This is a genomic window from Hymenobacter piscis (assembly GCF_018760735.1).
Taxonomy (GTDB): Bacteria; Bacteroidota; Bacteroidia; order Cytophagales; family Hymenobacteraceae; genus Hymenobacter; species Hymenobacter piscis.
Genome location: NZ_JAHHZN010000010.1, coordinates 20,188 through 42,766, shown reverse-complemented (window position 1 = coordinate 42,766; position 22,579 = coordinate 20,188). Strand labels below are relative to the sequence as shown.

Below are 22,579 nucleotides of genomic sequence, written 5' to 3'. Positions count from 1 at the left end.
ATCCGCCCTATGATAGCCTACATGAAACAATGCGCCGCGTGGCTGGGAGCCGCCGGGCTGCTGCTGGCGGCCACCGGTTGCCAGGATGAAGTGGAAAAGCTCAACGATACCGTGCAGTTCAAGGTGGCGCTGCGCGTGAAGGGCGAAAAGCTGCCGGGCCTGGGCGCCGGCATGGAGTACACCACCACCCGCGACACCAACACGCCCAGCCCCCAAACCGAGCCCACCGTGCGCTACACTTACGCCGCGGCCGTGGACACCACCTACGAGCTCGGCGACTACAGCCTCTACGACAACCTGGCGGCCACCATCAGCATGAACAAGGTGGCGTGCGCCACCCTGCCCAAGCCCGGTTCCGGCAGCTACCTGCGCCTGGATATCCTGGTGAACGGCAAGGTGTACGAAACCAAAACCCTGGGAGGGGCGGCCCCGGCCCCCACGGTTTGTTCGCCCTTCTGGCTGATTCTGATGGGCCCCGCCGCCAGTGGGGATGACTGGGATGATTAGCCGCGTACTGCTGCTGGTGCTGGCCGCGCTGCTGCTGGCCACCGCCGCCCCGGCCCAGGACCGGCCGGCCTACCGCCTGTTCACGGCCGCCGGCAAACCCGCCGGCTACGACAAGATGCTCCGGGAGCTGGCCGCCGCCGACGTAGTATTCTTCGGCGAGCAGCACAACGACCCCATCGGGCACTGGCTGGAATTGCAGCTCACCAAAGACTTATTGCGTCTGAAACAGGGCCAGCTGGTGCTGGGCCTGGAAATGTTCGAGCGCGACGTGCAGCCCCTGCTGGACCAGTACACCACCGGCGAGCTGGACGACAAAGCTTTCGAAGTCGCCAGCCGCCCCTGGCCCAATTACGCCACCGACTACCGCCCGCTGCTGCAGCTGGCCCGCCAGCAGAAGTTCCGGGTGGTGGGCACCAACGTGCCCCGGCGCTATGCTTCCCTGGTGGCCCGCGGCGGCCTCCCGGCCCTCGACACGCTGAGCCCGGCCACCAAAGCCTGGCTGGCCCCGCTGCCCCTGCCGGTGGATTTCAGTTTGCCCGGCTACCAGAACATGGCCCAGCTGTTCGGGGCCGACGCGGCCCACGCGGCCGGCACCCAGAACATCATCCGGGCCCAGGCCCTCAAGGATGCCACCATGGCCTACTTCCTCCACCAGGCCCGCCCCGCAGGCCACCTGCTGCTCCACCTCAACGGCAGCTACCACTCCGACAACCACGACGGCATCCTGGCCTACCTGCGCCAGCAGAACCCGAAGCTGAAGGTGCTTACCATCAGCACTGTAACCCAGGAGCAGCTCGATAAACTCGACGAGGAAAATAAGCAGAAAGCCGATTTCGTGCTGGTAGTACCCGCCGACATGACCAAGACGTATTGAGGGGTTATGACGAAAGCAAGAACGTCATGCTGAGCTTGGCGAAGCATCCCGCGTGCTGACGTTGGATTACTATTGCAACCTCAGCACGCGAGATTCCTCGGCTGCGCTCGGAATGACGTTCTTGCTTTAACAGCCAACAGCCAACAGCTACGCCAGCTTGCGGCCGCCCAGGCAGGCGTCGTCGTGGAGCTGAATGAGCGGTTTCAACTCCGGGAGTACCGTGCCGCTGCCAAATTCGCCCAGCCATTCGCAGACCGAATACTGCTGGCTGCGGCGGGTGTATTCCTGTTGCCACGCCTGCTGCTGCTGTTCCTGTTCGGGCGTATCGAAGGGGAATTGATGGGGCGGACGGTGGTAGCCGATGCGCCAGGGCTTGGGGTTGAGCCGGGCGCGGTAGCAGTGCTGCTGCTGGCATAGGCGCACGAAGGTGGTATCGGTGCGCAGGGCCTTGAAAACCTCGGTGGCCGTGTCCGTATTGGGCTCCAGCAACTGGTGGGTCACGAGGAGCCGGAAGCCCAGCCGGGTGCGGTAGAGCCGGAAATTCCAGGTCGGATGCAGCTGCAGCCAGACCGCGAGGCGCAGCTGCAACTGTCCCCGCGGGGTGGGGTCAGGAGGCAGCAGGGGTGGGGGAGAGGGCTGGTTGAACAGGCGGCGAAAGAAGCGCCGCAGACCCTCAAACAGGATAATCGGGGGCGGAGGCGGCTGTAAATCCTGGTCGTCCACGTCGAGCATCATAAAGCCCGGAGTATTCAGGATGAGGCTGCCGTAGCGGTTGCGGGTGATGGCGGCCAGCGTACCGCCCCGGCCGTCGGGCAGGCGCCGGACTAGGTGCTCCCGCAGGGGCCGGGTGCCCGTGGGGTAGTTGCCCCACTCGTTGGCCAGAATCAGGGCGGCCCGCTCCCGGGCCAGGCCCTCGGCCCGGGTGCGGGCGGCGGCGGCACTTTCGTCGCTGCCGGCGTAGGCCGTGAACTGAACCGGATAGCCCGAAGGACTCCGGGTATGGAACGTAGCGCGCGACCAGTAGTTGTAGACCTGCATCAGCGAAGGGACGAAGCCGTCAATATATAAACCGTGGTTTTATCTTGGGGCGGCGGACGGCTTGTGGTCCCGCCCTTTCGTTCTCCGTTTCCCCGCCCATGCTTTCCTCCCTCGATTATACCAACCTGCCCGCCCCCGCCGACCTGCAGCGCCTCTGCCAGGCCCTGACCGCGCTGGACGCCATCAACTCCCCCGACCCGGAATTCCGCTACTACACCTACAACCCGGCCTGGGACGAAGGGGAGGCCCTGTTTGAGATGAGCGACGGGGAAGGCGACCAGATGCTGGTGCTGTTCCGGCCCGAGGGCTGCTGCATCAACGGCTTTCTGCACGAGTACGAGCAGCCGGACAAAAGCCAGGTCACGCGCGGCCTGCCCGCGGCCTTCGACGAGTTCATCTTCGGCGAGCCGGTCAGCTCCATCGGGACCACGTTCTGCCTCTGGTACACGCCCGCCCACGGCTGGCAGACCGGCGTGGTGGAGCTGGAGGACGACGGCTCCGAGGAGCTACTCTACATCTTCGACCAGAACCCCGACTCCTACGCCGACTGGGCCAACGAGTACTACCTCGATGAAACTGAGCGGGAGCCCCTGGAAGCCGCCGACGTAGCCCGCCTTTACCGCCACGAGCCCCTGACCCGCGCCACCGCCGAAACCCTGAACCCGGAGCTCACCGACTGGCCCCAGCTGGCCGCCGACCTCGACGCCATCGGCTACCCCCACGCGTTGCGCTAGCGCCTACCGGTCCGGCGCCGACCACGCGCGCAGGGCCCGCACGGCCCGGTGCCAGTCGGCAATGCCCTGGGCAAGGGCGGGCTGGTCGGGGGCGGGCTCGAAGGTGGTGTCGGTGCGGTCGAGGGCTTCGAGGGCGGCCAGGTCGGGCCAGTAGCCCACGGCCAGGCCCGCCAGGTAGGCCGCGCCCAGGGCCGTGGTTTCGGTGACGCGGGGGCGGATAACGCGGGCCGGCAGCACATCGGCCTGAAACTGCATGAGCAGGTCGTTGGCCGCCGCCCCGCCATCGACGCGCAGCTCGGCAAGGGGCAGGCCCGAATCGGCCTGCATGGCCCGGAGCACGTCCATGGTCTGGTAGGCAATGGCTTCCACGGCGGCGCGGGCAATGTGGGCGGCGGTAGTGGCCCGGCTCATTCCGAACAGGGTGCCGCGGGCGTAGGGGTCCCAGTGCGGAGCGCCCAGGCCGGCAAAGGCCGGCACGAAGCACACGCCTTCGGTACTGCTCACCTGCCGGGCCAGCGGCTCCACCTCGGCCGCGGTTTTGATGATGCCCAGGTTGTCGCGCATCCACTGCACCACGGCCCCGGCCATAAAAATGCTGCCTTCCAGGGCGTAGGTTACCTGCCCGTTGAGCTGCCAGGCCACGGTAGTGAGCAGGTTATTATGGGAGGTTTTGGCCTCGGAACCGGTATTCATCAGCATGAAGCAGCCCGTGCCGTAGGTGTTCTTAACCAGGCCCGGCCGGGTGCAGAGCTGCCCGAACAGGGCCGCCTGCTGGTCGCCGGCAATGCCCGCTAATGGTATTTTGGAGGCGAAAACGGTGGTTTTGGTGTGCCCGTACACCTCGCTCGACGGCCGGACCCGGGGCAGCATGCTCGCCGGAATCCCGAACAGGGCCAGCAGCTCCTCGTCCCAGCGCAGGGTGTGGATGTTGAAGAGCAGGGTGCGGGAGGCGTTGGATACGTCGGTCAGGTGCAGCTCGCCCTGGGTGAAGTTCCAGATCAGCCAGCTGTCGATGGTGCCCAGGGCCAGCTCGCCGGCCTCGGCCAGGGTGCGGGCGCCGGGCACGTTATCCAGTATCCAACGGACCTTGCTGGCGGAGAAGTAGGCGTCGAGGAGCAGGCCGGTTCTGGCCCGGATGAGGTCTTCGTGGCCCGCGGCGCGCAGCTGGTCGCAGTAGTCGGCCGTGCGCCGGTCCTGCCACACGATGGCGTTGTACACCGGCCGGCCGGTGCCCCGGTGCCAGACCACCACCGTTTCGCGCTGGTTGGTGATGCCGATGGCGGCAATGCCCCGCCCATTCTGGCCCGCTTTCACCGTGGCCTCGGCCGCCACGCCCGCCTGGGTACTCCAGATTTCGAGCGGGTCGTGCTCCACCCACCCCGGCCGGGGAAAAATCTGGGTGAATTCCTTCTGGGCCTGGGCCGCAATCCGGCCCTGCTGGTCGAACAGAATGGCCCGGGAGCTGGTGGTGCCCTGGTCGAGGGCGAGAATGTACTGCGACATGGCGGGTGGGTGGTAGAGACACAATATTTTGTGTCTCGTCGTTGAACGGCTGCGGTAGTTCCAGCGGGCCGGCGGGTTGAATGATACGCTATTTTAGAGCTCTGTATCCTCAAGAAATACCGCGTGAGGATTTACCTGCTGTTGTCGTTGAACGGCATCATTGGGTTGCCCGTGCCGTTCAACGACGAGACACAAAATGTTGTGTCTCTACCCACGTTCTGCGGCCACTGGTTCAGGCGCCAGCACGTACTGCTGGGCCAGGGCGTTGAATTCGGCCACTTGCTGCTGCTGCCAGGCCTCGTCGAAGCCCAGTTCCTGGGCCAGCAGGGCGGCTACCTGCGGAGCCACGCGCCGGGCGGCGCGGGCATCCAGGAACAGCACCCGTACGCGGCGGGCCAGCACGTCTTCCACGGTACGGGCCAGCTCGTAGCGGGCAGCCCATACTACTTCGGCCCGGTAGAATTCCAGGGTTTCGTCCAGCTTTTTGGCCAGGTCGGGCTGCCCGGCCATGAGCTGGCGCAGGGCGGGCAAATCGGTGCCGTAATGGGCCAGGTGGTCGGCGAAATCGGTGGTGGGGGCGGCCCCGTGGATGGGCTGGTGGGCGGTGCGGCTGGGGGCGGCGGGCAGCTGGCCCAGGGCCACGGCCCGGTCCAGGGTATCCTGACCCATGCGGCGGTAGGTGGTCCATTTGCCGCCCGTGATGGTGAGCAGGCCGGCCCTGGAAACCAGGATTTTGTGGCTGCGCGAAATTTCCTTGGTGGCCGTGGAGTTGCCCTGCGGGGCCGCCAGGGGGCGCAGGCCCGCGAATACGCTGAGCACATCGGCCCGTTGGGGGGCGCGGGCGAGGTAACGGCCGGCGGTGCGCAGAATGAAGTCGATTTCTGCTTCCAGGGCCCGGGGCTCGGGGCTGTGCTGGTCGAGGGGCGTATCGGTGGTGCCCAGCAGCACGCGCCCGTGCCAGGGCACGGCGAACAGCACCCGGCCGTCGTCGGTCTTGGGAATCATGAGGGCATCGCCGCCGGGTAGGAACGACTTCTCCACCACCAGGTGTACGCCCTGGCTGGGGCGCACCAGCGGGCGGGCCGCGGGCTCTTCGAGGCGCAGAATCTCATCCACGAACACCCCGGTGGCATTGACCACGCACCGGGCCCGCACCTCGTAGGGCTGGCCGGTTTCGTGGTCGAGGGCCCGCACGCCGGCCAGGCGGCCGTCGGGGTGGCGGAGCAGGCCCGTGACGCCGCAGTGGTTGAGCAGGGTGCCGCCGGCCTCAATGGCAGTTTGGGCCAGGCTCACGGCCAGGCGGGCATCGTCGAACTGGCCGTCGTGGTAGAGTACGCCCCCGCGCAGACCGGCGGGGCGCAGGTTGTCCAGGCGGCGCAGGGTTTCGGCCCGGCCCAGGTGCCGCGAGGTGCCCAGGCTGAGCCGGCCGGCCAGCAGATCGTAGAGCTTGAGCCCGATGGTGTAGAAGGGCCCACCCCACCAGCTGTAGCTGGGAATGATAAAATCCTGGTTCTTGACGAGGTGGGGCGCATTCTGGAGCAGCAGGCCCCGCTCGTGCAGGGCCTCGCGCACCAGGGCCACGTCGCCCTGGGCCAGGTAGCGCACGCCCCCGTGCACCAGTTTGGTGCTGCGGCTGCTGGTGCCCTTGGCAAAGTCGTCGCGCTCCAGCAGCAGGGTCCGGTAGCCCCGGCTGAGGCCGTCGAGGGCCACGCCCAGGCCGGTGGCCCCGCCCCCAATCACCACCAAATCCCAGTCGGGCGTGCTGGTGAGCTGGTGGAGCAGGGTTTCGCGGCGGAACGGGTTGGGGGCGGAAGCAGGCATGGGCGGGGGAATATCGGATATTACGCAGTGCGTGCGTAGGGTTAGGGATGTAGCGCGAACTTGGTGGTTCGCGTCCCCGCGCCGTTAAAGCCAGTTGAACGGCGCGGGGACGCGAACTACCAAGTTCGCGCTACTGGTAGCTCTGCCCTTCAACGGATTCGCGCCGGTTGCGGCCGGTCTCGGCAGAAGGTGGGCCCGGCAGGCCGTCTTCCTTCTGCCGGAAAACCGATACCTTTTGGCCCATGAATCCGGCTCCCGTTTCCGTGCAGTACCGCGTTGCTGTGGTCACCGATATCCCCTACCTCATGGCGGTGCGCCTGGCCGTGCGCGAAAACGTGCTGCGCAACTCCGCGCTGGTGACCGGGGAAATGTGCGTCGACTACCTGACGCGCCGGGGCTGGGTGGCCGAAGTGGGCGGCCGCGTCGTCGGCTTCGCCATGGCCGACTTGCAGGAGTACAGCGTCTGGGCCCTGTTCGTGCATCCCGACTTCGACCGGCGCGGCATCGGCAAGGCCCTGCACGACCAGCTCCTGGATTGGTATTTCGCCCAGACCGACCACCCCATCTGGCTCAGCACCGTCCCCGGTACCCGCGCCGAGGCATTTTACCGCCGCCAGGGCTGGCAGGAAACGGGCCGAACCAGCAGCGGAGAGGTGCGGTTTGAAAGGGGAAACGGGGTTTCTGACGCCACAGCTTAACTCACTCCTGATTATGCCGACAGTATCATTCCCAGTCTATAGTGAAACCTATTTTTCACCGTTAGGGCCTTTTGAACTGCTGATCAGGTCAACGAATCAGCAGTTCGACATTGCTGCAAGTGCCGCCGGCTGGCAAAGCGTCGGGCATGACGTTGTGCTGCAGAAAATAAAGCCTACTTCAGATTGGCTAGCTGTGCATATGTCCGTCGAAACGATGACCGCCTGGCAGTTCTACATTACCAAGCGAAAGTCCAGTCAGGAGCAATTAACCATCAGCCTGCAGTTGCGGTCTGGAACCAACGTAGATGGACACGTTACGACGGGACAAAACCTGATAGCGGTGGAATTCGAAAACGGTAGCCGACAGATTCATTTGGGTACCGAAGACGAGGATGCCATGGCGGAAAGGGCCCGCGAAAATGACTGGCTGCCGCGCCGATTGGCGTCAGTCCTTGGGAGCTACAGCCTGGAAGTAACGTCTGCTACTGCCACTGGCCTGGAAACTACAATCCCGCAACTAGAGGTCGGAGAGCAGTTTTATTTCCACTACATCCTGGCGGAGAACCCGTTTCGTGAATCGGCTGACTATCCAGGGGAATCGGATATCTCGACCTGGGTTGCCGTGACGCAGTCGAAAAACCGGTTGGAACGCGCCTGGCAGCAGCAGCTACAATAGTCCCAATCATGAGTTCGGTGGTCTTACTATCATGAACCAACTCTTCTCCCGATGGAAACTACTGCCTACCTACTGAGCCAGGCGGCAGCCGGCGACGCCGATGCCCAGTTTCGGGTGGGCTACCGGCTGGCGTTTGGTCGCCGCCGGCCCCGCCCGACGGACTGGGCGGCCGTGCTGCGCTACTGGGAGCAGGCGGCGGTGCAGCAGCACCGGCGGGCGTTGTTTTACCTGGGCACCTGCTACGACCACGGCCGGGGTGTAGCGGCGGATGTAAAGCGGGCCTACGATTACTTCCGGCAGGCCGCGGCGGCAGGCTCAGTGGAGGCGGCCTATAACGTGGGCTTCTGCTACAGCCGCGGCCAGGGCGTGGGGCCGGATGCGGAGGAAGCCGTAGCGTGGTTCCGGTACGCCGCCGAATGCGGCGACGCCGAAGCGCAGCGCGAACTGGGCTACTGCTACATGCTGGGTAAGGGAGTAGAGCCGGACTATGCCCGGGCCGTGCATTGGTACCGCAAAGCTGCCCGCCAGCACGACCGCAAAGCCCAGTACAACCTGGGCCTGTGCTACTACTCGGGGGAGGGGGTGGGCTATTCCAGGCAGTGGGCGGCGTACTGGTGGCGGCGGGCGGCGGCCAGCGGGCACCGGCGGGCGAAAAAGGAACTGCGAAATCTGATGAATCAATGAGCATCCGCCGACTTCTTCGGTACTTTCTCCCGCGTTCCAAATCAAGCCCGGGGGACGCCTTCTTAGGGAGTTGCCGGGACCTGTACCGGGCCGGATTTCGCCCGTTCAGCCTGGACCCGCATACCGACGCCTACCGGAACCACGCCGCCCTCGCGCAAAAACTGATAGCGCGGGCCGGGCTGCAAAGATTCCTAAACTATCTGCAGGAAGGCGTCTATGACGTCAGCATCTGGACGGCTCTGTTTGCGTTGGAAGCGGGAAGTTCCGACGTTAGAAACCAGCTGGAAACAACCGTGCCGCCGCACATTACCGCGGCGTGCCTGGAGATGGTGGCTCGTCATATTGACCAAATACCCACCCATGACCCCGCGCGGGCGGCGGCTCGGTGGCTGTCCTCCATGCGAGGCCGCTAACCGTCAGCGGAGGCTGGGCGGGAACGAACCATGCCCCAACCGGGGCCGTAAGGCCGGAGGTACCGCTTCCTCACCCGAACCCCGCCGCATGCTACAAGAAATTACGGACGTTTTACGCACCTACTGGGAACAGTTTCTGTATCTGCTGCCGCGCCTGCTCATGGCGGCCGTGCTCATGGCCGTCGTCTGGATTGGCTCCCGGCGGTTGCGGAGCTGGCTCTCCACCAAGCTCAACGCCCACTCCGACGACCCGCTGCTCACTGACTTCCTCACCCAGGTCGGCCGCTGGCTGCTCGTGATTCTGGGGCTGGCGCTGGCCCTCAACATCATGGGCTTCTCGGGCGTGGTGGGCGGCATTCTGGGGGCGGCCGGCGTGTCGGCCTTCGTGGTGGGCTTCGCCTTCAAGGACATTGCCGAGAACTTCCTGGCCGGCATCCTGCTGGCGTTCAACCGTCCGTTCAGCATTCATGATACCGTGCAGGTCAAGGACATGTTCGGGCGCGTGACCAAGCTCAACCTGCGCTCCACCGAAATGACCACCTTCGACGGGCGCGACATTTCCATTCCCAACGCCATTGTGCTCAAGGAGCCGCTCATGAATTTCACCCGCAACGGCTACGTGCGCCAGGATTTCGTGGTGGGCGTGGATTACGACGATGACGTGTCGGCCGCCATTGAGCTGCTGCTGACGCAGGTGCGGCTGGAATCCGAAGTGCTCAGCGAGCCGGGGCGGGAGCCTTTCGCCGTGGTGGAGGAGCTGGCCGCCAGCACCGTGAACATCAAAGTGTTTTTCTGGGCCAATACCGAAGACTACCGCCGGGGCGTGCTGGAGCTGCGCAGCCGCGTGATGACCCGCGTTAAAATCGCCCTCATGGCCAACGGCTACGCCCTGCCGCCCGATATTCTGGAGCTGCGCCTGCCCGCCAAGATGCCGGCCGTGCCCGTGCAGGTGGGCATGGCCGCCCCCGGTACCCTCGCCGACCCGCCCGAAGACCCCAAAAAGCCCCCTGCGGGCCGGAACCAGAGCTAACGCCGGCCGCGGTTTCGCCGTAACGGATAGCTGCTATGGAACAAATCTTCTTTACCAGCTGGACCAGTCTGCTGCGCACCCTCATGATTGGCGTGCTGGCTTATGCGGGCCTGATTGTGATGCTGCGCGTATCGGGCAAGCGCACCCTCTCCAAAATGAATGCCTTCGACCTGATTGTGACCGTGGCCCTGGGCTCGACCCTGGCCACGGTGCTGCTGAGCAAAAGCGTGGCGCTGGCCGACGGGCTGCTGGCCTTCGGCCTGCTCATTGGCCTGCAGTTCGGTATCACCTGGCTGTCGGTACGCTTTAAAACCGTAAGCCGCCTGGTAAAGGCCGAGCCCACCTTGCTCGTGTACCAGGGCCGGTTTCTGCACGAGGTCATGCGCCAAGAGCGCATTACGGAGGGCGAAATCCTGACCAGTCTGCGCGAGCGGGGCATTGCCTCCCTGGCCGAAGCCGCCGCCGTGGTGCTCGAAAACGACGGTACCCTGAATGCCCTCCAGAACACGTCGGAGGCGGAGCACGCGGCCCTGAGCAACGTGCCCCGGGGGTAAGGCCCTCCGGGTTTTTCTTTTTTTCTTCCGTCTCAGGGCTCCGGCCCGGCGGCATTTAGTACGCTATGAACCGACTTCGCCAACTCTGGTCCAACGTTAACTCCAGCCTCTGGTTTGTGCCCTCCCTGATGGTGCTGGCCGCCATGGCCGCAGCGTATTGCCTGGTGCTGCTGGACGTGCGCGTGGGCCACAAGTGGACCCAGGACTATTCCCTGCTTTTCGGGGCGGGGGCCGACGGGGCCCGGGGCATGCTCACGGCCATTGCCAGCTCCATGATTACGGTGGCCGGTCTGATTTTCTCCCTGACCCTGGCCACCCTGGCCACGGTCTCGAGCCAGTACACCTCGCGGCTGCTGCGCAACTTTATGCGCGACCGGGCCAACCAGGTGGTGATGGGCTTTTTCGTGAGCATTTTCGTGTACTGCCTCATCATTCTGCGCACCATCCGGGGCGGGGATGAGGGGCGGTTTATTCCGTCCCTGGCCGTGGCCTTCGGGCTGCTGCTGGCGCTGGTCAGCATCGGGGTCCTGATTTTCTTTATCCACCACATTGCTACCTCCATTCAGGCCGCCAACATTATCGCCCGCATCGCCGAAGAAACGTTCCGCTCAATGGAAAAGCTGTTTCCCGAGCGGCTGGGCGAAGAGGCTGATGCGGCCGCTGCTGCGCATTGGGAAGAAACCCAGTACGCCTGGACCCCGATTATGGCCCGGCGCAGCGGCTACGTGCAGGCCATCAACAACGACGCCCTGCTCGATTTTGCCCGCGAAACCAACAGCATGGTGCGCATGGAGCGCGGCATTGGCAGCTTCGTGGCCCGCGGGGCGCCCCTGGTGTCGGTGGCCCGCTCCAACGGGGAGCCTCTGACCGGCAACGCCGAGGACATCCGCGACCGGCTGACCGCTACCTACACCCTCGGGGACCAGCGCACCCTCGACCAGGACCTGGGCTTTGGCTTCCGCCAGCTCGTGGATATTGCCCTCAAGGCCCTCTCGCCCGGCATCAACGACACCACCACGGCCGTTATGTGCGTGGATCAGCTGGGCGCCCTGCTCAGCCAGCTGGTGGGCCGGGATTTTGGCCTGCGCCTGCGCATGGAGGAAGGCCGGGTGCGGGTAGCCGCCGTCAGCCCCGCATTCGGGGCCTACCTCACCCTGGCCTTCGACCAGATCCGGGTGAGCGGGACGGGCAACGTGGCCATTATGCTGCGCCTGCTCACGGCCCTGGAAACCACCGCCCTGCGCCGGCCCGCAGTCGCGGACCGCGCTTTGCTGCACCAGCAGGTAGAGCTGGTGCGGGCCGAGGCCAACCGCAGCCTCGAAACCGACTACGAAAAGCAGCAGGTGCTGCAGCGCGTCCTGCTGGTGCGCGAAGTCATCGACCAGGCCGCGCCGCCTGCCCCACTGGCGCAGCTGACGGCGGCGCTGCGGACGACCAACTAAATTCTCCGGGAGTCCTGAACGTGCAACTCCCCGCCGGGCCGGCCCGACGGGGAGTTGCATGGCGCCGGCAAAACCGGCGGGCAGCCGCAAGGGCTTAGGAGGAGAACGAGGAGCCGCAGCCGCAGGTGCTCTTGGCCTGGGGGTTGTTGAAGACGAAGCCGCGGGCGTTAAGGCCATCCTGGAAATCGACTTCCATGCCCAGCACGTACATGGCGTGTTTTTTATCCATGATGAGCAGCACGCCGTCGAGGTCGAATACCTCATCCTGGTCCTTGGGTTTGTCGAAGCCCAGCAGGTAGCTCATACCGGAGCAGCCGCCCCCCTGGACACCCACGCGCAGGCCGTATTCGCCGGGCACGTTTTTCTCAATGAGAATATTGCGGACCTCCTCCAGGGCGCGGGAAGTGAGGCTGATAGGAGCAAGCTTCGTGGAAACGGCCGTTGCCATAGTGCGTTCGGTTTTAGGAAAGTAAGGCGACAAAGATACGAAGCAGGCCGGAGTCGGCGCCAATCGTTGAGAAAGACCCCGGGATACTACACCGGGCGGAAGCTGCGTTTGGCCGTATAACACCGGCTTGGGCCCCGCGGTTCACCGCTTATCTTTGCCCGCCCGCCATCTTTTCCCTCGTCCCTTTTCCTGCGCATGGATTCTACCGCCTATATCTTTGATCTGCTCAAAATCATTCTGCCCGCCCTCATCGTGGCCGGAGCTATTTACTTCCTGTTCCAGCAGTTTCTGGAGCGGGAGCAGCAGCGCCGCCTGATTGAAATGCGCCTGGAAGCCAGCAAAACCACCCTGCCCCTGCGCCTGCAGGCCCTGGAGCGCGTCACGCTGCTGCTGGAGCGCATTGCGCCTAACAACCTGCTGGTGCGCATAAGCAGTGCGGGCCTCTCGGCCGCCGACTACCACCGAATGCTGCTGCAGGAAATCCGGGCCGAGGTAGAGCACAACCTGAGCCAGCAGCTCTACATGCAGCCCGACACCTGGGCGGCCGTGAAGCAGGCCCAGGAAACGGTAGTCAACCTCATCAGCACCCAGTTTCGCAGCCTGCCCAACCCCCAGGAAGCCCGCGGCCCCGAGCTGGCCCGCCGCATCCTCGAAACCCTGATGACCGACGAGCTGCCCGACCCCACGGCCGGGGCCCTGCTGGCCGTGAAGCGCGAGGCGGTGGCCATGTTTTAGATTGGGGTCTTGGGGTCTTGGGGTCTTGGGGGCTGAGAGTCCTGGATTGGCTGGGGCGGCGAAAGTAGGCTATCCAAGACCCCAAGACCCTCAGAGCCCACGCTATACGCTCACCGCCACCGCGTCAATAGCGCGCTGGTAGCAGGCTTCGTACAGCGGGACGATGTGCTCGAGGGCGAAGGTTTCGGCGTGGGCGCGGGCGGCGGCTTTGAAGCGGGGGAGGTTCTCGTCCTGGAGGACGTAGAGGGCGTTTTTGACCATGTCGGCCACGGCCCCGACCTCGCTCACCATGCCGGTAATGCCGTGCTCGTTGAGCTCGGGAATGCCGCCGGCGTTGGTGCTCACCACCGGCACCTCGCAGGCCATGGCTTCCAGGGCCGCCAGGCCGAAGCTCTCCTTCTCGGAGGGCATCAGGAACAGGTCGGCAATGCTGAGCACTTCCTCCACGGCTTCGAGCTTGCCCAGGAAGCGGATGTCGTTGCAGAGGCCGATGTCGCGGCAGAGCTTCTCGATGCGGGGCCGGTCGGGGCCGTCGCCGACCAGCAGCAGCTTGGCCGGAATCTGCTGCCGGACCCCGGCAAAGATGTTGACCACGTCGTCGACGCGCTTGACGGAGCGGAAGTTACTGGTGTGCACCAGCAGCTTTTCGCCTTCGGGGGCAATGGCGGACTTGAAGTGGCCTTTTTCCTGCTTCTGAAAGCGGGCCAGGTTGATGAAGTTCGGAATCACTTCGATGTCTTTCTCGATGGCGAAGTACTCGTAGGTTTCCTTGCGCAAATCAGCGGAAACGGCCGTTACCCCGTCGCTCTGGTTGATGCTGAACGTCACTACCGGCTCGTAGCTGGCATCCTTGCCCACCAGGGTAATATCGGTGCCATGCAGGGTAGTGACCACCGGAATCCGGATGCCGCGGGTGAGCAGAATCTGCTTGGCCATGAAGGCGGCCGAGGCGTGCGGAATGGCGTAGTGCACGTGCAGCACGTCGAGCTTTTCGTTCTGGGCAATGTCTACCATCTTACTGGCCAGGGCCAGCTCGTAGGGCGGAAACTGGAACAGCGGGTAGGGCGGAATGTAGACCTCGTGGTAGAACAGGTTTTCGTTGAAGAAATCCAGGCGCACCGGCTGACTATAGGTAATGAAGTGCACGCGGTGGCCGCGCTGGGCCAGGGCCTTACCAAGCTCGGTGGCGACTACGCCGGAGCCGCCAAAAGTGGGATAACAGACGATGCCGATGTTCATGGGAGCGGGGGAGTAGTAAGAGCCGACCCGGGCCGGACTCTTATGGAATGGCCCGGGCCGAGCCGGGGAGCAGAAAAGAACGGCCTGCCAGCGGGCGGTTGGGCCGAAGGACAAAAAAACCGGCGGCGAGCTGCTCCGTGGAGGAACGTCTCACCGCCGGTTGCGGAATCAAAGAAACGGAAAAGCCGGGCAACAGGTCATGATTTCTGCAGGGCCTTGTAAATCACGTCGTGGATGCGGGTGCGGATGTTGTACTGCACCAGCTTCTTGTTGCCGGCGTCGGGGTACACGCGGTTAGAAAGAAAGATGTAGAGGATTTTGTTTTCCGGGTCCATCCAGACGCAGGTGCCCGTGAAGCCGGTGTGGCCGAAGGTGGTGGCCGGCGAAAGGTTGCTGGTCGGGCCTTCGGGCTTGCTCGGGTCGCCCCGGTCCCAGCCCAGGCCGCGGCGGCTGCCGGGGCCCGTACTGCGGGCAAACTCCGTAACGACGGGCGTCTGGAAGAAGCGCTGGCCCCCGTAGCGGCCGTTCTGCAGGTTCATCTGCATGAGCACGGCCAGGTCGTTGGCGTTGGAGAACAGGCCGGCGTGCCCGCCCACGCCGCCCACCAGGGCGGCGGTCTGGTCGTGCACGTTGCCCCGCAGCAGGGTGCGGCGGTAGTAGGTATCGTTTTCGGTGGGCGCGATGCACGACTCCGGGAACCTGGCGAGCGGGTTGTAGGTCATCGAGCCCAGGCCCAGGGGCCGGTAGAACTTTTGCTCCAAAAACTGCTGTAGGGGCTGTTGCAGCAGCTTTTCGGCCAGGCGCTTCATCACGATAAAGCTCAGGTCGGAGTATTCCACCGGGTACTTGCCCTTGTACTTGGGCAGCAGGCCCGACTGCTGCACCCAGGTCCAGACGGAGTCGTCAGCGGTGCGCAGGCTGTAGAGGTCGGGGGTGACTTCGCGGGAGAACTGCGGCGACTCGGTGCTGGCGTAGAACGTGGGCTTGGGTCCGGTTTTGGTAATGGTGCGCTCCCAGGTCGGGATGCCCGCTTTCAGGCCCGCCTGGTGCATGAGCACCTCCCGCACCGTCATGTCGCGCTTGTTGGTCGATTTGAGCTCCGGCAGGTAAGCCGATACCTTGTCGTCGAGGTTGAGCTTGCCCTCGTCCTTGAGGTACATGATGGCCTGGAGCGTGCCGGCCACCTTGGTCACCGAGGCCAGATCGTAGAGGGTGCTGTTGTTGACGGGCTGGGCCTTGTCGTAGGTGCAGTAGCCGTAGCTCTTATCGAACACCACCATGCCGTCCTTGGCCACCAGCACCTGGCAGCCGGGGGCGGCGGCGTAGGCCACGGCTTCCAGGGCCACGTTGTCGATCTGGGTGAGAATGCGCGAATCCAGGCCCACTTCCTCGGGCGTGCCGTAGCGGAGGCGGCGGAAGTCGGGGGTGGGCAGGCCGAGGCCGGCTTTCAGGTTTTCCGACACCGTCACGGGCAGGCGCCCCACGGCCGGCAGGGCCCCGAACAGCACCTGGGGCACCACCAGCTGGGCCGCGTAGTTGTCCTCGTAGCCACACACCAGGTTGCGGTTCTCCTCCAGGTATTTCAGGGCGTAGGCGTTGCCGAAGGCCACCACCACCGTTTTCAGGCGCGGGTTGGCCCGCAGCTCCTTCAGGAACTTGAGCGCGCCGTCGCCGATGCCGTAGTTGTGCACCGGCGTGTTGTTCATGTTGTGCAGGCTCACCACCACCACGTTGTAGGGCGTCAGGCGGCTGCTGATGCGGGCAAAAGTGGAATCGGGGGCATAGCGGTTGGGCACCGCGTACACCGGCCCGCTCTGGTACTTGCCCATGATTTCCTCGTAGGTATCGGCCTTGGAGCCGATGGTCACGGCGGCAATGCGCAGCGTATCCAGGTGCTGGAAGGGGAGCAGGTCGTCCTCGTTCTTGACCACCGTCACGGCGTGCTCGTAAATCTGCTGCTGCACCAGGCGGCTCAGGGGCCGGTTCAGGTTCTGCATCAGGCGGGGCACGTCTACGGGGCGGTACTTGTTGAGGCCGGCCCAGAACTTGGCCCGCAGCATCTTGCGCACCCGCTGGTCCACGTCGTTCTGGTCGATTTTACCGCCCGCAATGGCCTCCTTGATTTTCTGCACCGCCATGGGCACGTCTTCCGAAAACAGCAGCACATCGTTGCCGGCGGCCAGGGCCAGGGCGTCGAGCTCCCCGGCCCGGTAGAGGTTGGACACGCTCTTCATGTTGAGCGCGTCGGTAAACACGAGGCCCCGGTAGCCCATTTTCTCCTTGAGCAGGCCCGTGACGAGGTTGTGGGAAATGGTGGCCGACAGGGTCCGGACGGTATCGAGCAGGGGCATGTAGAGGTGGCCCACCATCACGCCCATCACGCCCTGGTCGAAGGCTTTCTGGAAGGGGTAGAGGTCCACGTTGGTGAGCCGGGCCATGTCGGAGTTGATGACCGGCAGGGCCACGTGCGAGTCCACGTCGGTGTCGCCGTGGCCGGGGAAGTGCTTCACCACGGCCATTACGCCGTGGTCCTGGAGGCCGCGGATGTAGCTGATGCCGCGGGTAGCCACCTGGTTTTTATCCTCGCCGAAAGAGCGGTTGCCGATAACCGGGTTGCTGGGGTTGGAGTTGACGTCGATAACGGGCGAGAAGCTCACGTGCACGCCCAGCGTTTTGAGGTTGAGGGCAATTTCGCGGCCCATCTGGTACACGTACTCCGGGTCGTCCATGGCGCCCAGGGTCATGCCCTTGGCAAAGTGCATGCTCGAATCGAGGCGCATATCCAGGCCCCACTCGGCGTCCATGGCAATGAGCAGGGGCACCTTGGAGGCGGCCTGGTAGCGGTTGGTGAGGGTCGCCTGCCGGCGCGGGCCGCCCTGCAGGAACATCAGCCCGCCGATGCCATAATTCTTGATCAGGAACTCCGTGTACTGAACGTGCTTGCGGTCCTTGTTGGAGTAGGCGGCCACCATGAACAGCTGGCCCAGGCGCTGCTCCGGGGTGAGGGACGTGAAGACGCTGTCGACCCAGTTCTGCTCGGCCACCGACATGGGCCGGCCGGCATCTTCGCGGGGCGCCGACGAAGAAACGAGCAGGCCGCCGAGGGCTACAACCAGCAGAAAAAGCCCAATTCGAAATTCTTTGAGCATCGGCTCCGGTGGTTCTGGCTAAAAACGTAGTAAGAATGGCGAGCCGAAAAACTCTACTTTTGCCCTTCCAAAAAAGGTGCCGGGCAAGGTTTCGGAGCGGGACCGGCCGCTGTTACTGGCCTGCGAATCCCTGCTTTCTACCTCACCCAACGCAGGAGCCGACGGAATGGTCTCCGGCGGCGCACCCAAAAGTTGGCCGCAAACTTACGCAGAAATTCCCGACGCTGGTTGTTATCAGGCGGATAGGGGTGGAAATTGCTGCCGCGGCGGGCTCCGTTTTTTCTCTCGATTTTCGCTTTCCGATGGCCGATATCATTCAGTTACTGCCCGAATATTTAGCCAACCAGATTGCCGCCGGCGAGGTGGTGCAGCGCCCGGCCTCGGCCGTGAAGGAGCTGCTCGAAAACGCCGTGGACGCCGGCGCCACCCAGGTCCAGCTCATTGTGAAGGAGGCCGGCAAGCAGCTGGTGCAGGTAGTGGATAACGGGGCCGGCATGAGCCCGACCGACGCGCGCATGAGCCTGGAGCGCCACGCCACCAGTAAAATCCGCACCACCGACGACCTGTTCCGCATCCGCACCCTGGGCTTCCGGGGCGAGGCCCTGGCTTCCATTGCGGCCGTGGCTCAGGTGGAGTTGCGCACCAAGCCCCGCGACCAGGATACGGGCACGCTGCTGCTGGTGGAGGGCTCGCGCATCACGAGCCAGGAGCCGGTGGCCAGCGCCGACGGCACGAGCATCAGCGTGAAGAACCTGTTTTTCAACGTGCCCGCCCGCCGCAACTTCCTCAAGAGCAACGCGGTGGAAATGCGCCACATCCTCGACGAGTTTCAGCACGTGGCCCTGGCCAACCCCCAGATTGGCTTCTCGCTGTTCCAGAATGATTTGGAGGTGTTCAACCTGCCGGCCGGCAAGCTCAGCCAGCGCATCGTGTCCCTGCTGGGCAACGGCTACAAGGAGCAGCTGGCCCAGGTGGAGGAGGAAACGCCCTTCCTGACGGTGCGCGGCTACATCGGCAAGCCCGAATCGGCCAAGAAAAGCCGGGGCGACCAGTTCTTCTTCGTCAACAACCGCTTCATCCGCTCGGCCTACCTCAACCACGCCGTGCTCACGGCCTACGAGGGCCTGCTGCCCAAGGACACCCACCCGTTCTACGTGCTGTTCCTGGAGCTCGACCCCAAGAGCATCGACATCAACGTGCACCCCACCAAAACCGAAATCAAGTTCGAGGACGAGAAGACGGTGTACGCCATTGTGCGCTCGGCCGTGAAGCAGAGCTTGGGTTTGCACAACATGGCGCCCTCCCTGGATTTTGCGGGCGACGTGAACTTCGGCGCCATTCAGCCCCTGCGCCTGTCGGGCAACGAGAAGAACCCCTTCGACGACACCCACCGTCCCGACGCGCTGGCCGCCGCCGCCCGGGCCGCCAACAATATTGTAAACCCGCGCCCGGTCCGCACCGGCAGCGCCGATTTTGAGCGGCCCCTCACGCCCCGGCCCACCGAGCAGGCCAAGCGGGAGCTGGAGGATTTCTACAAGAGCCTGAGCCGCGTGAACCTGCCCGACGTGGAGCACGAGGCCACCGCCGCCGGCGTTGCGGTGCCCAAAGTGCCCCTGCCGGAAACCCTGCCCGCCCACGTAGACCCCGAAACCGGGGAGGTGCTGGCCGCCCCGGCCCCGGCGCTGCCCCTCGGCCAGTTGCCCGCTGAGCAACCGGCCGCCGCCCCGGAACCGGCGCCGGAGGCCGCGCCACTGGTGCTGCCCGGCACGGCGGCCACGGCCTCGCCCGAGCTGCCCCTGCGCGAGTCGAGCACGGGGCCGGGCAATAAGGTGCTGCAGCTGCACCAGCAGTTTCTGCTGGTGCCCGTCAAGTCGGGCATGATGCTCATTGATCAGGTGGCGGCCCGGGAGCGGATTTTGTTCGAGCAGTACGCCCAGGCCCTGGAGCGCGACGTGAGTGCCTCCCAGACCCTGCTCTTCCCGCGCACCATCACCTTCACGCCCCAGGATTTTGCCATTCTGCGGGAGGTGGAGGACGCGCTGCGGGCCCTGGGTTTCCGGTTCACCGATTTCGGCAAGCACACCATTGCCGTGGAAGGCATTCCGGCCGACGTGCCGGCCCGCGACGAAAAGGAGCTGCTGGAGGGCCTCATTGAGCAGTTCCGGACCGGGGGCGGCCCCGTGAAGCTGGACCGCCGGGAGCGGATGGCCCGGGCCCTGGCCCGCCGGGTGGCCACCAGCGCCGCCGGGGCCCGCCTCTCGGAGCGCGAAATGACCACCATCGTGGACAAGCTCTTCGCCTGCGCCGTGCCCAACTACACCCCCGACGGCCGCCGCACCATCGTGATGCTGGAGCTCAGCCAGCTCCAGGAACTATTCGGGCGGTAGGGCCAGGAGGGAAGGCGGGCTGCCTTTTCTTCCCTCTTCCCCGCATCTTCCCCGGGCGGTTGTACGTTTGGGAACCGGTACTTTCGGGGGCGCGGCCGTGCTGCGCCCCTTCTTCTGCTCTTCGCTCCATGTTCCAGCTCACGCCTACCGTTCGCAACCTGCTCATTGCCAATGTGGTGGTTTTTCTCATCGCCCAGCAAGTGTCCGGCAACCTGGGCTTTCTGGCGCTGTATTCCATTGGCTCGCCCTATTTTCAGCCCTGGCAGTACCTGACGTACATGTTCATGCACGCCGGCATCGGGCACATCTTTTCCAATATGTTTGGTTTGATGGTGTTCGGGCCGCTGCTGGAGCAGCGCTGGGGCGGGCAGCGGTTTCTCACCTTCTGGCTGATCTGCGGCATTGGGGCGGGCGTGCTTTACTCGGGCATCCGCTACTACGAGCTCAACCGGATGCGCCACGACATTGAGGTGTTCCGGACCGAGCCCACCGACGTGCATTTGCAGGACGTAGTGGAAAACAACCTGAAGGAGTACGGGCCGAGCTTTGCCCCCGTTATCCGCCAGCTGCACGCTACGCCCGATAACGGGCAGATTATTCAGGGCGCGCTGACTTCCCTCGAGGCCTTGTACCAGCGCAGCCTCAACGGGCCGATGGTGGGCGCCTCCGGGGCCCTGTTCGGGTTGCTGTTCGCCTTCGCCTACCTGTTTCCGAACACCACGCTCATCGTGTTTCCGCTGCCCGTGCCCGTGAAGGCCAAGTACCTGGTGCCGGCTTATGGCCTCTACGAACTCTACGGCGGCATTCACCAGGCCCCCGGCGACAACGTGGCCCACTTCGCCCATTTGGCGGGGCTGCTGGTAGGCTTCGTGCTGGTGATGCTCTGGGAACGGAACCGCACCCGATTCTATTAGATTTTCGTTGGCCGTTATTCCTTTTTGGCGGTTACTTGCTGAACGAAACCGGTCGGGGCCACCCTGCAACACCAGCCCCAGCCCCGAACCACGCATCCCCCACCCATGAGTGTTTTCAACGATATCCGGACGGCCTTCAGTCGCCGCGACAATGCCCTCAACCAGCTGCTGCTGCTCAACGTGCTGGTGTTCGTGTTTCTGGTGCTCACCGAGGCCCTGATGAAGCTCACGGGCACCTACGGGCAGTATTACCCCAACGTCATCCGCCAGTTCCAGCTGCCCTCCGACCTGCCCTCCCTGCTGCGCCATCCCTGGACCATTATCACCTACGCCTTTACCCACGAAGGCTTCCTGCACATCCTCTTCAACCTGCTGAACCTGTACTGGTTCGGGGCCCTGATTCGGGAATACCTCGGCGACCGGCGCCTGGTGAGCGTGTACGTGCTGGGCGCGCTGGTGGGGGCGGTGTTCTTCCTGCTGGCCTTCAACCTGATTCCGGCTCTGCGGCCCGGCCTGGGCGTGCCCCTGATCGGGGCGTCGGCGGGCGTGACGGCCGTGATTATGGCCGCCGCCACGCTCATGCCCGACTACCAGTTCAGCCTGATTCTGATCGGGCCGGTGCGCATCAAGTACATTGCCGCCGTGGTCATTCTGCTCTCCATCCTGGCCATCAACCAGGGCAATCCGGGCGGCGGGCTGGCCCACATTGGCGGGGCGGTGCTGGGCTTCGTGTTCATCCGCCAGCTCCAGGCCGGCCGCGACCTGGGCCGCCCCGTGCAGGCCATCGGCGACTGGGCGGGCCGGGTGTTCTCGCGCCGGCCCAACCTGCGCGCCACCCGGGGCGGGGCCACCGCCGCGGCAGCTCCCGCCCCGACCCGCAAAAGCACCCCTTCCCAGCCCGCCGAAGACGAAATCGACCAGATTCTGGACAAGATTTCCCACTCCGGCTACGAGAGCCTCTCCAAGGAAGAAAAGCAGAAGCTTTTCCGCGCCAGCCAGAAATAAATCACTGATTTCCGCTGATTAATCGTGATTTCGCTGATTTGGTAGCCGGCGCAGAAAACCTAGGTTAGTCAGGAAATTGCGGACGCCAGGCTGTAATGGCGGCAAATCGGATACTTTCGGGCCCGATATGAAAAAACTACTATTCCTGCTGGCGCTGTCTGCGCTGAGCGGCCGCTGTGCGGCGCAAAGCCCCGTTCCGGCCGCCAGATTATTCCGGGAGCTGCCCCTGGTGAACGGCAAAGTGAGCTACGAAGCCCTGCGGCCCGTCTGCAATACCGCGCGCGGCGAGCTGGCCAGCCGGGCCGCCCAATGGGCCCGCGACAACCAGGCCCTGCTGACGCCGGATACCGCCCAAACCACCCAGACGCCGGACGTGACCACGCTGGTGCTGCGGGGCCAACTGGAGCAACCGCCCCGGGGCGCTTTCAAGGACCGCAACTCCTACACGTTTATCTGCACGGTGCAGGCGAAGGATGGCAAGTACCGGTACGCGTTCAACCAGTTCCAGTGGACGTACAGCCTGATGAACATTGCCGGCGAGGCAGTGCGTGGTCCGCTTACCTACTCGCTCGAAAACATGTCGGCGGCGGACCAGCAGCGCTATACCGCCAGTCGGGCCGAGTATCTGAACGGGCAGATTGAGCAGCTCATCAAAACGCTGAACACGGCCATGACCCACGACGAGCAGCTCACCTGGTAGCCGCCGCTGCGTGATAAAACTTCCCACG

At 64.5% G+C, this 22,579-nt stretch carries 20 protein-coding genes; 14 read left to right on the top strand and 6 right to left on the bottom strand.

Going from position 1 to position 22,579, the window contains the following annotated elements:
• The first annotated feature begins 9 nt into the window (after positions 1 to 9).
• Complete coding sequence (locus KLP40_RS12210; protein ID WP_215594065.1) at positions 10 to 507, top strand: hypothetical protein; 498 nt, start codon at positions 10 to 12, stop codon at positions 505 to 507.
• On the top strand, positions 491 to 1,381 hold the full coding sequence (locus KLP40_RS12205) for a ChaN family lipoprotein (protein ID WP_215594064.1): 891 nt from the start codon (positions 491 to 493) through the stop codon (positions 1,379 to 1,381). Before KLP40_RS12210 ends, KLP40_RS12205 begins: the two co-directional genes overlap by 17 nt.
• A gap of 147 nt (positions 1,382 to 1,528) precedes the next feature.
• Here the strand turns inward: KLP40_RS12205 and KLP40_RS12200 are convergent, their stop codons facing one another.
• Positions 1,529 to 2,419, bottom strand: a complete 891-nt coding sequence (locus KLP40_RS12200; protein ID WP_215594063.1) for a hypothetical protein — start codon at positions 2,417 to 2,419, stop codon at positions 1,529 to 1,531.
• A gap of 98 nt (positions 2,420 to 2,517) precedes the next feature.
• Here KLP40_RS12200 and KLP40_RS12195 point away from each other — a divergent pair, with 98 nt between their 5' ends.
• A complete protein-coding gene (locus KLP40_RS12195) occupies positions 2,518 to 3,153 on the top strand; it encodes a hypothetical protein (protein ID WP_215594062.1) in 636 nt (211 codons plus the stop codon).
• Between the two features lie 3 nt (positions 3,154 to 3,156).
• Here KLP40_RS12195 and glpK read toward each other — a convergent pair whose 3' ends face one another.
• Together glpK and KLP40_RS12185 are read right to left on the bottom strand one after the other, a co-directional pair.
• Positions 3,157 to 4,656 carry a glycerol kinase GlpK gene (gene glpK, locus KLP40_RS12190; protein ID WP_215594061.1) on the bottom strand — a complete coding sequence of 500 codons (1,500 nt, stop codon included), beginning with the start codon at positions 4,654 to 4,656 and terminating at the stop codon, positions 3,157 to 3,159.
• Between the two features lie 207 nt (positions 4,657 to 4,863).
• Positions 4,864 to 6,477, bottom strand: coding sequence for a glycerol-3-phosphate dehydrogenase/oxidase (locus tag KLP40_RS12185; protein WP_215594060.1), 1,614 nt, complete (start codon positions 6,475 to 6,477; stop codon positions 4,864 to 4,866).
• Between the two features lie 242 nt (positions 6,478 to 6,719).
• Here KLP40_RS12185 and KLP40_RS12180 point away from each other — a divergent pair, with 242 nt between their 5' ends.
• The 6 genes from KLP40_RS12180 to KLP40_RS12155 all read left to right on the top strand — a co-directional run bounded on the left by KLP40_RS12180 (position 6,720) and on the right by KLP40_RS12155 (position 11,974).
• Positions 6,720 to 7,175 (top strand): GNAT family N-acetyltransferase, encoded by a 456-nt coding sequence (locus KLP40_RS12180; protein WP_246558800.1) that lies wholly within the window; start codon positions 6,720 to 6,722, stop codon positions 7,173 to 7,175.
• Positions 7,176 to 7,188: 13 nt separating this feature from the next.
• A complete protein-coding gene (locus tag KLP40_RS12175) occupies positions 7,189 to 7,851 on the top strand; it encodes a hypothetical protein (protein ID WP_215594059.1) in 663 nt (220 codons plus the stop codon).
• A 51-nt stretch (positions 7,852 to 7,902) separates the two neighbouring features.
• Entirely contained in the window at positions 7,903 to 8,535 is a 633-nt protein-coding gene (locus tag KLP40_RS12170) for a tetratricopeptide repeat protein (RefSeq protein WP_215594058.1), read from the top strand.
• A 501-nt stretch (positions 8,536 to 9,036) separates the two neighbouring features.
• A complete protein-coding gene (locus tag KLP40_RS12165) occupies positions 9,037 to 9,978 on the top strand; it encodes a mechanosensitive ion channel family protein (RefSeq protein WP_215594057.1) in 942 nt (313 codons plus the stop codon).
• A gap of 35 nt (positions 9,979 to 10,013) precedes the next feature.
• The gene (locus KLP40_RS12160; protein ID WP_215594056.1) at positions 10,014 to 10,532 is read left to right on the top strand and encodes a DUF421 domain-containing protein; all 519 of its coding nucleotides are present in this window, start codon (positions 10,014 to 10,016) and stop codon (positions 10,530 to 10,532) included.
• 65 nt (positions 10,533 to 10,597) lie between these two features.
• Positions 10,598 to 11,974, top strand: coding sequence for a DUF2254 domain-containing protein (locus KLP40_RS12155; RefSeq protein WP_215594055.1), 1,377 nt, complete (start codon positions 10,598 to 10,600; stop codon positions 11,972 to 11,974).
• A gap of 94 nt (positions 11,975 to 12,068) precedes the next feature.
• On the opposite strand, the gene KLP40_RS12150 is transcribed toward KLP40_RS12155, so the two are convergent.
• Positions 12,069 to 12,422 carry a HesB/IscA family protein gene (locus tag KLP40_RS12150; protein WP_215594054.1) on the bottom strand — a complete coding sequence of 118 codons (354 nt, stop codon included), beginning with the start codon at positions 12,420 to 12,422 and terminating at the stop codon, positions 12,069 to 12,071.
• Between the two features lie 195 nt (positions 12,423 to 12,617).
• On the opposite strand from KLP40_RS12150, the gene KLP40_RS12145 reads away from it, so the two are divergent.
• Positions 12,618 to 13,157 (top strand): DUF7935 family protein, encoded by a 540-nt coding sequence (locus tag KLP40_RS12145; RefSeq protein WP_215594053.1) that lies wholly within the window; start codon positions 12,618 to 12,620, stop codon positions 13,155 to 13,157.
• A gap of 102 nt (positions 13,158 to 13,259) precedes the next feature.
• Here KLP40_RS12145 and bshA read toward each other — a convergent pair whose 3' ends face one another.
• Positions 13,260 to 14,396, bottom strand: a complete 1,137-nt coding sequence (gene bshA / locus KLP40_RS12140; protein WP_215594052.1) for an N-acetyl-alpha-D-glucosaminyl L-malate synthase BshA — start codon at positions 14,394 to 14,396, stop codon at positions 13,260 to 13,262.
• Between the two features lie 197 nt (positions 14,397 to 14,593).
• Entirely contained in the window at positions 14,594 to 17,545 is a 2,952-nt protein-coding gene (locus KLP40_RS12135; protein ID WP_215594051.1) for a glycoside hydrolase family 3 N-terminal domain-containing protein, read from the bottom strand.
• A gap of 302 nt (positions 17,546 to 17,847) precedes the next feature.
• Between KLP40_RS12135 and mutL the strand changes: the two genes are divergently transcribed.
• The 4 genes from mutL (at position 17,848) to KLP40_RS12115 (ending at position 22,551) form a co-directional block, all read left to right on the top strand.
• The gene (gene mutL, locus KLP40_RS12130; RefSeq protein ID WP_215594050.1) at positions 17,848 to 19,932 is read left to right on the top strand and encodes a DNA mismatch repair endonuclease MutL; all 2,085 of its coding nucleotides are present in this window, start codon (positions 17,848 to 17,850) and stop codon (positions 19,930 to 19,932) included.
• A gap of 128 nt (positions 19,933 to 20,060) precedes the next feature.
• On the top strand, positions 20,061 to 20,846 hold the full coding sequence (locus tag KLP40_RS12125; protein ID WP_215594049.1) for a rhomboid family intramembrane serine protease: 786 nt from the start codon (positions 20,061 to 20,063) through the stop codon (positions 20,844 to 20,846).
• A gap of 105 nt (positions 20,847 to 20,951) precedes the next feature.
• The gene (locus KLP40_RS12120) at positions 20,952 to 21,851 is read left to right on the top strand and encodes a rhomboid family protein (protein ID WP_215594048.1); all 900 of its coding nucleotides are present in this window, start codon (positions 20,952 to 20,954) and stop codon (positions 21,849 to 21,851) included.
• A 127-nt stretch (positions 21,852 to 21,978) separates the two neighbouring features.
• Complete coding sequence (locus KLP40_RS12115; protein WP_215594047.1) at positions 21,979 to 22,551, top strand: hypothetical protein; 573 nt, start codon at positions 21,979 to 21,981, stop codon at positions 22,549 to 22,551.
• The last annotated feature ends 28 nt before the right edge of the window (positions 22,552 to 22,579 follow it).